This is a genomic window from Pseudomonas fungipugnans (assembly GCF_029955235.1).
Taxonomy (GTDB): Bacteria; Pseudomonadota; Gammaproteobacteria; order Pseudomonadales; family Pseudomonadaceae; genus Aquipseudomonas; species Aquipseudomonas fungipugnans.
In genome coordinates this window covers 3,341,610-3,353,375 of record NZ_JARBWL010000001.1, presented here as the reverse complement: position 1 = coordinate 3,353,375, position 11,766 = coordinate 3,341,610, and the positions used below count along the sequence as shown (strand labels likewise).

The 11,766-nt window shown below is 62.0% G+C and carries 10 protein-coding genes; 8 read left to right on the top strand and 2 right to left on the bottom strand.

Annotated features, from left to right (window positions below):
• Positions 1–74: 74 nt before the first annotated feature.
• Entirely contained in the window at positions 75–821 is a 747-nt protein-coding gene (locus POF45_RS14260; RefSeq protein ID WP_259497332.1) for an NRDE family protein, read from the bottom strand.
• Between the two features lie 135 nt (positions 822–956).
• On the opposite strand from POF45_RS14260, the gene POF45_RS14255 reads away from it, so the two are divergent.
• The 3 genes from POF45_RS14255 (at position 957) to POF45_RS14245 (ending at position 3,672) form a co-directional block, all read left to right on the top strand.
• Positions 957–1,739: a sulfite exporter TauE/SafE family protein gene (locus POF45_RS14255; protein WP_259497331.1), complete on the top strand. Its 783-nt coding sequence runs from the start codon at positions 957–959 to the stop codon at positions 1,737–1,739.
• Between the two features lie 83 nt (positions 1,740–1,822).
• A complete protein-coding gene (gene lgt / locus POF45_RS14250; RefSeq protein ID WP_259497330.1) occupies positions 1,823–2,638 on the top strand; it encodes a prolipoprotein diacylglyceryl transferase in 816 nt (271 codons plus the stop codon).
• A 62-nt stretch (positions 2,639–2,700) separates the two neighbouring features.
• The gene (locus tag POF45_RS14245; protein ID WP_282315918.1) at positions 2,701–3,672 is read left to right on the top strand and encodes a thymidylate synthase; all 972 of its coding nucleotides are present in this window, start codon (positions 2,701–2,703) and stop codon (positions 3,670–3,672) included.
• A gap of 123 nt (positions 3,673–3,795) precedes the next feature.
• Here the strand turns inward: POF45_RS14245 and cadR are convergent, their stop codons facing one another.
• Entirely contained in the window at positions 3,796–4,245 is a 450-nt protein-coding gene (gene cadR / locus POF45_RS14240; protein WP_282315916.1) for a Cd(II)/Pb(II)-responsive transcriptional regulator, read from the bottom strand.
• Between the two features lie 85 nt (positions 4,246–4,330).
• Between cadR and POF45_RS14235 the strand changes: the two genes are divergently transcribed.
• The 5 genes from POF45_RS14235 to POF45_RS14215 all read left to right on the top strand — a co-directional run bounded on the left by POF45_RS14235 (position 4,331) and on the right by POF45_RS14215 (position 11,642).
• The gene (locus tag POF45_RS14235; protein ID WP_282315914.1) at positions 4,331–6,619 is read left to right on the top strand and encodes a heavy metal translocating P-type ATPase; all 2,289 of its coding nucleotides are present in this window, start codon (positions 4,331–4,333) and stop codon (positions 6,617–6,619) included.
• A gap of 16 nt (positions 6,620–6,635) precedes the next feature.
• Positions 6,636–7,499 carry a LysR family transcriptional regulator gene (locus POF45_RS14230; RefSeq protein WP_259497325.1) on the top strand — a complete coding sequence of 288 codons (864 nt, stop codon included), beginning with the start codon at positions 6,636–6,638 and terminating at the stop codon, positions 7,497–7,499.
• 275 nt (positions 7,500–7,774) lie between these two features.
• Positions 7,775–8,851 (top strand): putative 2-aminoethylphosphonate ABC transporter ATP-binding protein, encoded by a 1,077-nt coding sequence (locus POF45_RS14225; protein WP_259497324.1) that lies wholly within the window; start codon positions 7,775–7,777, stop codon positions 8,849–8,851.
• Positions 8,851–10,575, top strand: a complete 1,725-nt coding sequence (locus POF45_RS14220) for a putative 2-aminoethylphosphonate ABC transporter permease subunit (RefSeq protein WP_282315913.1) — start codon at positions 8,851–8,853, stop codon at positions 10,573–10,575. Before POF45_RS14225 ends, POF45_RS14220 begins: the two co-directional genes overlap by 1 nt.
• A gap of 41 nt (positions 10,576–10,616) precedes the next feature.
• On the top strand, positions 10,617–11,642 hold the full coding sequence (locus tag POF45_RS14215) for a putative 2-aminoethylphosphonate ABC transporter substrate-binding protein (RefSeq protein WP_282315912.1): 1,026 nt from the start codon (positions 10,617–10,619) through the stop codon (positions 11,640–11,642).
• The last annotated feature ends 124 nt before the right edge of the window (positions 11,643–11,766 follow it).

The following is an 11,766-nucleotide window of genomic DNA, read 5'->3' as shown; positions in this document are numbered from 1 at the left end:
CGCATTAGCGGGATGACGACTGCTTCGCAGCCGAGCGGGAGCAAGCTCCCTCGCCACAATTTGGTGCCTGACCGTCAAACTCGCAACGCCACTTCCCCCAAATGCCCCCCATACGGCCCGAAACTCCTCTCGACCATATGCCGCGTCCCATCCGCACCCACAATCAACGCCGTACTCGCCCGCGTCCCATACGTCGGACTGGCAATAAACACACTCGACAACAAACTCTCCGTCGCCAAACCGACCCCCGTATCCGGCAACTGCGCAAACGACGCCACCTGCGCATCACTCAAAATCGCCAGTAACGCCTCAGGCCGCGGATCGTCCAGCACCTCAATCAATGCCGCCCTGGCCTTGAGCAACTTGGGCCACGGCGTATCCAGCCCCGCATTCGACACGCCATAAACCCCAGGCGCCAGCATCACCGGTCCTGACTCCCGGGCGTTGAAATGCCACAGCTCATGGGCATTGCCGAGCAGCAGGTTGAACCCGGCATATTCAACCGAGCGGCCAACGACATCGGTCAGATAATCATCAATCGACATCTCGCCACTGAGAAACCGCGCCACCAGTTCGCCCCGTGATTTACGCGCCGGCGGTTGATGGGGATCGCGGATGTTGGTCAGGGCGGCAAAGCGGCCATTGGCGCCGACACCGAGCCAGGTGCCACCGGCTTCCAGGTCGCGACCGGCATGGACTTGGGGTGCTTCAGGCCACGAGGCCAAGGGCAGGCTGGGCCGGGCGTAGAACTCGTCGCGGTTGGCTGCGACGATCAGCGGCAGGGCGTGGCCGGGTCGCCAGGCGAAAACAATCAGGCACATAAGGTGGTCCTTGTGTGTTTTTTGCTCACTCTACGCAGACATCGCTCATCGATCCATCGCCTTGCGCAGTGGAGCTGGAGGCCATTACTCCGTTACCATGCCGCTCGTATTTTTGGGTAGTGGAGACGAACGGTCATGGCATTCGTACTCTACCTGTTGCTGGGCGCCTGTGCGGGCGTGCTGGCCGGGCTGTTCGGTGTCGGTGGCGGGATCATCATCGTGCCGGTGCTGGTGTTCAGTTTCACCTTGCAGGGCTTTGATGCGTCGATCCTGACTCACCTGGCAGTCGGTACATCGCTGGCGACGATCATCTTCACTTCGGTCAATGCCATTCGTGAACATCACCGCCGTGGCGCGGTGCGGTGGCCGATCTTTGCCTGGATGACGGTCGGTATTCTGATCGGCGCCGGGTTTGGCGCGCTGACTGCCCAGGCGATTTCCGGGCCGAATCTGCAGAAGATCATCGGCGTATTTGCCCTGGTGATTGCCGTGCAGCTTATGCTGGACGTCAAACCCAAGGCCAGCCGAACGGTGCCGGGTAAAGTCGGTCTGACCCTGGCAGGCGGCGTGGTGGGCTGGGCCTCGGCGATCTTCGGGATTGGCGGCGGTTCGTTGACCGTGCCGTTCCTGACCTGGCGCAGCGTGCCGATGCAGCAGGCGGTGGCGACGTCTTCGGCGTGCGGCTTGCCGATTGCCTTGGCAAGTGCATTAAGTTTCATGATTCTGGGCTGGCACGATCCGTTGCTGCCAGCCCATAGTCTCGGTTTTGTTTATTTGCCGGCGTTGCTGGGCATCGCGTTGACCAGCATGTACTTCGCCCGGATCGGGGCGCGCCTGGCGCACAAGTTGTCGCCGCGCTTGCTGAAAAGACTGTTCGCCGCTTTGCTGTTTTGCGTGGGCCTGAATTTCCTGCTCTGACACAGCGCACAATCCTGGCTTAATCCTGAGGTGGCAGCGTCCCCCGGGAATATTGAAAGTTTCAACTCTAACGAGGAGTCGCAATGCTGCCTTACCCGCAGATCGACCCGGTGGCACTGGCCATCGGTCCGCTGAAAATCCACTGGTACGGTCTGATGTACCTGATCGGCATCGGCGGCGCCTGGCTGCTGGCGTCCCGACGGCTCAACCGCTTCGACCCGACCTGGACCAAGGAAAAACTCTCCGACCTGATCTTCTGGTTGTCGATGGGGGTCATTGTCGGTGGCCGTTTGGGTTATGTGCTGTTTTACGACCTGAGCGCCTACATCGCCAACCCGACGCTGATTTTCGAGGTGTGGAAGGGCGGCATGGCGTTCCACGGTGGCTTTATCGGCGTGATGATCGCGGCCTGGTGGTTCGGTCGCCGTAACGGCAAGTCGTTCTTCCAACTTATGGACTTCGTCGCGCCCATGGTGCCGATTGGTCTGGGCGCCGGGCGTATCGGCAACTTCATCAACGCCGAGTTGTGGGGCAAGCCAACCGATCTGCCGTGGGCGATGGTGTTCCCGCCGTTCAGCGACCCGGCGCAGCTGCCGCGTCACCCGTCGCAGCTGTACCAGTTCGCACTGGAAGGCGTCGCGCTGTTCCTGATTCTCTGGCTGTTCTCGCGCAAGCCGCGGCCAACCATGGCAGTGTCCGGCATGTTCGCGCTGTTCTACGGGATTTTCCGTTTCATCGTCGAATTCGTTCGCGTACCCGATGCGCAGCTCGGTTATCTGGCGTTCGGTTGGGTGACCATGGGGCAGATTCTGTGCATCCCGATGATCGTCGCCGGTCTGTTCCTGATCTGGCTGGCTTATCATCGTCAGCCAAAGGCTCCAGTGACTTCGGCCGCCTAAGACGCCGCGATCTACATTCGAACCCGGGGTTTCGGCCCCGGATTCAAGGACACAGGTAACTCATGAAGCAATATCTCGATCTGGTGGCGCACGTCATCAAGAACGGCACCAAACAGGCCAACCGTACCGGCATCAACACCATCAGCTTTCCTGGCGCGATGCTGCGTTATGACCTGAAGGAAGGCTTTCCGGCGATCACCACCCGCAAGATGGCCTTCAAATCGGCGATCGGCGAGATGTGCGGTTTTCTGCGTAGTGTGAACAACGCCGCCGAATTCCGTGCCCTGGGCTGCAAGGTCTGGGACCAGAACGCCAACGAGAACGCCCAGTGGCTGGCCAACCCGTTCCGTCAGGGCGAAGACGACCTGGGCGAGATCTACGGTGTGCAGTGGCGCAAATGGCCGGCGTACAAGCAGATCCCGGTCAGCAATAAAGCCGCTATCGAGCAGACCCTGGGCCAGGGCTATCGCCAGATCGCCGAAGGCGAAGAAGACGGTCAGGCCTACGTGGTGTTGTACAAGGCGATCGACCAGATCCGCCAGTGTGTCGACACCATCATCAAGGATCCGGGCAGCCGCCGCATCCTGTTCCACGGCTGGAACGTCGCCCAGCTCGATGAAATGGCCCTGCCGCCGTGCCACCTGCTGTACCAGTTCCATCCGAATGTCGAGACCAGAGAGATTTCCCTGACCCTCTACATCCGCTCCAACGACCTGGGCCTGGGCACGCCGTTCAACCTCACCGAAGGCGCCGCGCTGCTGAGCCTGATCGGTCGCCTGACCGGCTACACGCCGCGCTGGTTCACCTATTTCATCGGCGACGCCCACGTCTACGAAAACCACCTGGACATGCTCAACGAACAGCTCACCCGCGAGCCGTTCCCGATGCCGAAACTGGTGATCAGTGATCGTGTGCCGGCGTTTGCCGAGACTGGCGTGTACCAACCGGAGTGGCTGGAGTTGATCGAGCCGGGCGATTTCTCGCTTGAGGGTTATCAGCACCACGCGCCGATGACGGCACCGATGGCGGTCTGAAGAACTCCGCCGACCCTGTGGGAGCGAGCTTGTTCGCGATGAGGCCATAACATTCAACATCTATGTTGACTGTCAGACCGCCATCGCGAGCACGCTCGCTCCCACATTGTTTTTGTGTTGTGTTCAATGCCCGTGGCTTCTCCCAACATGGGAATGCTCAACCTCAGTCGCCACAACCCCGCCACTCACTTCCAGCCGCTGCAAGATCCCGCACTGTTCAACATCCGCCCCTTCGCCACAGCGTTGGCGCAGGTCGAGCAGTTGTGCCTGCAAGGCCAGCAAACCATCGATCCGCGCTTTGACGTGATGAATATGCTCGTCGATCAGCGCGTTGACGTTTTCGCACTGATCTCGCGGGCTGTCGCGCAGGGCCAGCAGGCTGCGGATTTCTTCCAGTGTCATGTCCAGTGTGCGGCAATTGCGGATAAAGGTCAGGCGCTCAGCGTGGGCCTGGGTGTAGACGCGGTAGTTGCCGTCGCTGCGGGCCGGCTCCGGCAGCAGGTTTTCGCGCTCGTAATACCGAACGGTTTCGACGGCGCAGTCGGTGAGTTTCGCCAGTTCTCCGATCTTCATCGCGGCAATCTCCAAATAGGTGCTTGACCCTATAGTGGCTACAGGGTCTTTACTTGGCAACAGGCACCTTTATGGACGCGACCCAATGAGCGATTCCCAACACACCCACAAGCCCGAGACTGGGCACGATCACGATCACGATCACGATCACGCACACAGCCACAAGCTGCAGCCTGTGCAAAAGCAGCATGACCACGGCAGCCACGGCGATTCCTGCTGTTCCTCCAACGTGGCGGCGCCTTCGCTGATCAAGCTCAGCGACAAGCCGACGGACGGTGCACGGCTGAGCAGTTTCCGCATCGACGCCATGGACTGCCCGACCGAGCAGACGCTGATCCAGAACAAACTGGGCAAGCTCGCCGGTGTGCAACAGCTGGAATTCAACCTGATCAACCGCGTGCTGGGTGTGACCCACGACCTGCCGAGCACTGCGCCTATCGTCGAGGCGATCAAGTCGCTCGGCATGCAGGCCGAGCCGCTGGAGTCGGGTGTCGAAGTCCCGGCGCCTGCGCCTGAGAAAAAGCCCTGGTGGCCGCTGGCGTTGTCCGGCATCGGCGCGCTCGCTGCTGAAGTCATTCACTTCACCAGCGCGGCGCCGACCTGGGTGGTCGCCGTCATCGCGCTGATCTCGATTCTCAGCGGCGGCCTCACCACCTACAAAAAGGGCTGGATCGCCCTGAAAAACCTCAACCTGAACATCAACGCACTGATGAGCATCGCCGTGACCGGTGCGGTGCTGATCGGGCAGTGGCCGGAAGCGGCGATGGTGATGTTCCTGTTCACCGTGGCCGAGTTGATCGAAGCCAAATCCCTGGACCGTGCGCGCAACGCCATCAGCGGCCTGATGCAGATGACGCCGGAGCAGGCCACGGTGCTGCAGGCCGATGGCAGCTGGGCTGAGCTGGACGTCAAAAGCATCGAGCTGGGCGCGCGAGTGCGTGTGCGTCCGGGCGAGCGCATTGGTCTGGACGGCGAAGTGGTCTCGGGCAGTTCGACCATCGATCAGGCGCCGATCACCGGTGAAAGCCTGCCGGTGGAAAAAACCGTAGGCGACAAAGTGTTCGCCGGCACCATCAACCAGGCCGGCTCGCTGGAATACACCGTCACCGCAGCGGCCAACAATTCAACACTGGCGCGGATCATCCACGCCGTCGAACAGGCCCAAGGCGCACGGGCACCGACCCAACGCTTTGTCGATCAATTCTCGACAATCTACACCCCGGTGGTGTTTCTCCTCGCGCTGGCAGTCGCCGTCATCCCGCCGCTGTTCATGGGCGCGGTGTGGTTCGACTGGATCTACCGGGCGCTGGTGCTGCTGGTGGTTGCCTGCCCGTGTGCGCTGGTGATTTCCACCCCGGTGACCATCGTCAGCGGCCTCGCGGCGGCAGCGCGCAAAGGGATTCTGGTCAAGGGCGGCGTCTATCTGGAGGGCGGTTACAAGCTCGACTACCTGACGCTGGACAAGACCGGCACCATCACCCACGGCAAACCGGTGCAGACCGATTATCTGTCGCTCGATCCAACCGCCGACGAAACCGCACCGGCCATTGCCGCCGCGCTGGCCGGTCGTTCGGACCACCCGGTGTCACTGGCCATCGCCAACGCAGCTGTGGATAAACAATTCGCAACGCTGACTGTGGATAACTTCGAAGCGCTGGCCGGTCGCGGTGTTCGGGGTGAAATCAACGGTCAGGTGTACTACCTGGGCAACCACCGGCTGGTGGAAGAGCTGAAGCTGTGTTCGCCAGCGCTGGAAGAAAAACTGTTCGCGCTGGAGAAGCAGGGCAAGTCCGTGGTGTTGCTGCTTGATCAGTCCGGTCCGCTGGCGTTGTTCGCCGTGGCTGACACGGTGAAAGAGTCCAGCCGCGAAGCGATCCGCCAGTTGCACGAACTGGGGATCAAGACCCTGATGCTCACCGGCGACAACGTCCACACCGCCCGGGCGATTGCCGCGCAAGTCGGCATCGATGAGGCCAAAGGCGATCTGCTGCCGACCGACAAGCTGCAAGCCATCGAAGCCCTTTACGCCCAGGGCCATCGGGTGGGCATGGTCGGCGACGGCATCAACGACGCCCCGGCGCTGGCGCGTGCGGAGATCGGTTTCGCCATGGCCGCTGCCGGCACCGATACTGCCATCGAGACCGCCGATGTCGCCCTGATGGACGACGATCTGCGCAAGATCCCGGCATTCATCCGCCTGTCACGGCAGACGTCGAGTGTGCTCAAGCAGAACATCGCCCTCGCATTGGTCATCAAGGCGATCTTTCTTGGGGTAACCTTCTTTGGGCTCGCCACCATGTGGATGGCGGTGTTCGCCGACATGGGCGTCAGCCTGTTGGTGGTGTTCAACGGTTTGCGCCTGTTGCGCAAATAGACGATGAGGGGCGGGTGTGCTGAGTGCCGAGCTGAAAGCGTTTTACATGGTGGCCCGGCTGGGCAGCATTACCCTGGCGGCGAAAAAACTCGGCTTGAGCCAACCGACGGTGACGACCCAGATTCGCCACCTGGAAAGCCAGTACTCGGTGGAACTGTTCTACCGTGGCGGCCGCCGCCTCAGCGTCAGTGATGAAGGCGCGCGGTTGCTGCCGATGGTCAAGGCGCTGTTGCAGCAGGAAGCCGACATCGAGTTTTTCCTGCGCAACAGCGGTCAGGTCCAGGGCGTGCTGCGCATCGCCGCCACGGCGCCTTATTACATCCTCGATCTGGTAAAGACCTTTCGCGAGCGCCTGCCGCAAGTGGAGGTGTCGGTGGAGATCGGCAACTCCCAGCAGGTGCTGGAAGCGCTGGAGGATTATCGGGTCGATGTCGCCGCGTCCTCGCAGTTGCTGGACGATGCGCGATTGATTCGGCGGGTATTGGGCAGCGATCCACTGGTGCTGGCGGTGCATCGCAATCATCCACTGGCGGTGCATGAGCATGTGCCGCTCAGTGCGCTGGCCGGGCATACCTTGTTGATGCGCGAGTCCGGTTCGACCACTCGCCGGTTGACCGAAGAGCTGCTGGCCAGCGCCGGAGTGAGTTTCGGGCCGCTGCTGGAGATTGGCAGTCGTGAATCGATCCGCGAGGCGGTGCTGCGCAATATCGGCATCAGTATCATCGCCCGCCAGGAAGTGCCGCACGATCCGCAGTTGCGAGTGCTGACCATCGAGAATGCGCCGCAAATTCCCGAGTACCTGTATTGCCTCAAGGAACGCAAAGGCGCGCGATTGCCGGCGGCGTTTCTGGGGTTGGCGCAGGAAATGGCGCCGGCGTAAGCCTCTGTGGCGAGGGGGCTTGCCCCCGTTGGGCCGCGCAGCAGCCCCAAAACCTGCGGTCGTATTTCTTCAGGCATACAGTATTCAATGGCTTTACGACGGCTGCGCAGCCGAACGGGGGCAAGCCCCCTCGCCACAATGTTATCCGGCCGAAGACCGCAGAGCTCTCCAACCCAAATCCTTGAATACCACTATCAGCCGTTTTTGCCTCACTGCCACATGACGGACGCATTACAACCCTAGGATGGCCCTCATCTGCTTGATGAGGTCTGCCCATGAACCATTCGATCGCCACTGCCCTGACCAACCCCGGCGCGCCCATGAAAGTGCGCGGTGTGCAGAAACGCTTCGGCGCCTTCACCGCGCTGGATAACGTCTCCCTCGACGTGGCGGCCGGTGAGCTGGTGTGTCTGCTCGGTCCGTCCGGTTGCGGAAAGACCACCTTGTTGCGCTGCATCGCCGGCCTTGAGAAACAGGACAGTGGCGAGTTGTTCCTCGGTGATCGCGACGTGTCCCGCCTGGCGCCCCAGGCGCGGGACTACGGCATTCTGTTTCAGTCCTACGCGCTGTTCCCCAATCTCACCGTCGAAGCGAACATTGCCTACGGCCTCGCCGGCAGCGGTCGCGATGAAGTGCGCAAGCGGGTCGGGCAGATGCTGGAACTGGTCGGCCTGACCGGCAGCGAGAAAAAGTACCCCGGCCAATTGTCCGGCGGCCAACAGCAGCGGGTCGCCCTGGCGCGCGCCCTGGCACCGGCGCCGTCCTTATTGCTGTTGGACGAGCCGATGTCGGCCCTCGATGCCCGTGTCCGCGAGCACCTGTGCACCGAGCTGCGCCAACTGCAACGCAACCTCGGCGTCACCACCCTGATGGTCACCCACAATCAGGACGAAGCCATGCTGATGGCCGACCGCATCGCCGTGATGAACAACGGCCGCGTCGAGCAATACGCCACGCCGCAGGACATCTATAACCGCCCGGCGACGCCCTTCGTGGCGGAGTTCGTCGGACAGGGTAACTGGCTGCCATTTCGCCGCAGCAGCGACAGCCATGCCCAGGTCGGCGGGCTGAACATGCGTTTGGCCGACGGCTGTGCGAAAACGGCGTCGGGCCGTTTGTTCTGCCGCCCGGAGGCGATCAACGTCAACCCGCCGGTTCACGAAGAAAACCTGTTTGCGGCGAAAGTCCGCGAGATCACCTTCCTCGGCAATCGCTGCCGCATGAGTTTTGAACTCGACCAGCTACCGGGCCACGCGCTGCTGGCGGAACTGGCGCCGGAAGCGATGCCACGCCTCGGCGCCCAGCAGATCATGGTCGCCTTGCCGCCGCGCAGCTTGCAGGTGTTTGCCTGATGAGCGCGAACCTCGCGCTGCCGATACCGCACAAGCAGGTTCGGCAGGCCTCCCGCGCCGAGATCGGCGACCGGGTATTTGTGGTCGGTGGCAAAGTTCTGCTGCTGGTGCTGCTCGGTCTCGCCGTGTTGATGCCGTTGCTGGCGATCTTCTGGCGCGGTTTCAGCGCCGAGGCCGGGCAGGGCGGTGGTCTGGTCGCTGCTCGGGAACTGGTCACCAGCGCCAACTTCCACTGGTTGCTGGGCAATAGCCTGAAAGTGTCCCTCAGTGTGGCGGCCATTGTCGTACCGCTGGCCTACCTGTTTGCCTACGCCCTGCAACGCACACTGATTTGCGGTAAAGGCCTGTGGCGCGGCATTTCGCTGCTGCCGTTGATGGCGCCGTCGATGCTACCGGGGATCGCGCTGGTCTATCTGTTCGGCAATCAGGGCCTGCTGCGCGGGCTGTTCTCGGACAACATCTACGGGTACTGGGGCATTGTGCTGGGTGAGGTCATCTACACCTTCCCCCACGCCTTGATGATTTTGCTGTCGGCGCTGTCGCTGGCGGATGCGCGATTGTTCGATGCCGCGTCCAGCATGGGCGCGGGTCCGGCCAGGGCCTTTCGCAGCATCACCTGGCCGGCGACCCGTCAGGCCGTGTTTGCCGCCTTCTGTCTGGTGTTCACCCTGACCATCACCGACTTCGGCGTGCCGGTGGTGGTCGGTGGCGACTACCAGGTGCTGGCGCTCGAAGCCTACAAAGCCGTGGTCGGTCAGCAGCAGTTTGGCCGCGGCGCGTTGATTGGCATGGTTCTGCTGCTGCCGGCGCTGTTCAGTTTCGGGGTCGATGCCTGGTTGCGTCGGCGCCATGGCGATTCCATGAGCGGTCGGGCGCAAGTCTTCAAACCAGCGCCTTCGAAGCTGCGTGATGGTTGCTACCTGGCCATCGTGCTGCTGATCTGCGCGGCCTTGCTGCTGGTGTTCGGCATGGCGGTGTACTCGTCGCTGGTCAAGTTCTGGCCATACAACCTGTCGCTGTCGCTCAATCATTATCAGTTCAACGACACCGCGGGTGGCGGTTGGCTGGCCTACAGCAACAGCGTGAAGATGGCTCTGTGCACGGCGCTGATCGGCAGTGTGCTGATCTTCACTGGCGCCTACCTGATGGAAAAAACCAAAGGCCAGCGCGGACTGAACCTGACCCTGCGCCTGCTCAGTTTCGTGCCGATGGCGGTGCCGGGTCTGGTGCTGGGTCTGGGCTACGTCTTCTTCTTCAACCTCGGCGGCAACCCGCTGCATGTGCTCTACGGGACCATGACGCTGCTGGTGGTCTGCACCATTGCGCATTATCTGACCACCGCACAAATGACCGCCACCACCGCGCTGCGCCAGCTCGACGCCGAGTTCGAAGCCGCTGCGTTGTCGCTCAAGGCGCCGCTCTACCGCCATTACCTGCGGGTCACCGTGCCGATCTGCCTGCCGGCGCTGCTGGACATCGTGCGCTACCTGTTCGTCTCGGCGATGACCACTGTTTCGGCGGCGATCTTCCTCTACAGCCCCGACACCATCCTCGCGGCGGTGGCGGTGCTGAACATGGACGACGCCGGCAACGTGGGCGGCGCGGCGGCCATGTCGACCCTGATTCTGTTCACCTCGGCGGGCGTGTCCCTGCTGCTGGCCTGGGCCTCGCGCGGTTTGCTGCGCCGCTCCCAGGCCTGGCGGCAGACCGCGCCCGGTCAATGATTTCCATCGTGCACACCTCAACTCAAAACAGGAAAGAGATCATGTTCAAGCCCCTGGCCCTGGCCGCTGCTGTCCTCACCGCTTTCAGCCTGAACGCCTTTGCGGCGAAAACCGAGTTGACGGTATACACCGCCCTCGAAGCCGAGCAGTTGACCGCCTACAAGGCCGCCTTCGAAAAGGCCAACCCGGACGTCGAGATCAAATGGGTGCGTGATTCCACCGGTATCATCACCGCCAAACTGCTGGCTGAAAAAGCGCGCCCGCAGGCTGATGCGGTCTGGGGCCTGGCGGCCTCAAGCCTGGCGATCCTCGACCAGCAGGGCATGCTGCAAACCTATGCGCCGAAGGACCTGGCGAAGATCGGCGGCAACTACCGCGACGCCGCCAACCCGCCGGCCTGGGTCGGCATGGACGTGTGGGCCGCGACCATCTGCTTCAACACGGTCGAAGCGCAAAAGCAGGGCCTGAGCAAGCCCGTAAGCTGGCAGGACCTGACCAAGCCTGAGTACAAAGGCAAGATCGTCATGCCCAACCCGGCCTCGTCCGGCACCGGTTTCCTCGACGTCAGCGCCTGGCTGCAGACTTTCGGCGAGAAGCAGGGCTGGCAGTACATGGACGACCTGCACCAGAACATCGGCCAGTACGTTCACTCCGGCTCCAAGCCGTGCAAACTCGCGGCGTCGGGTGAGTTCCCGATTGGCATTTCCTTCGAGTATCCGGCGGTCCAGTTGAAGCGCCAGGGCGCGCCGCTGGACATCATCCTGCCCAAAGAAGGCCTGGGCTGGGAGATCGAAGCCACTGCCGTGATCAAGGGCACGGCGCATGAAGAGGCGGCGAAGAAACTGGCTGACTTCTCGGCCAGCCCGGCGGCGATGGAGCTTTATAAAGAGAACTTCGCGGTGCTTGCACAGCCCGGTATCGCCAAGCCGCAGACCGAACTGCCGGCTGACTATGAACAGCGTCTGATCAAGAACGACTTTGCCTGGGCTTCGAAGAACCGCGACGAGATCCTGACCGAGTGGCGCAAGCGCTATGACGGCAAGTCCGAGAAGGTGGTTGCCAAGTAAATCTTCATTGGCTGACAGGGCCTCTTCGCGAGCAGGCTCGCTCCCGCATTGGATCTGTGTCGTGCACAAAATCTGTGGTCACTGAAGATCAATGTGGGAGCGAGCTTGCTCGCGAAAGCGGCTT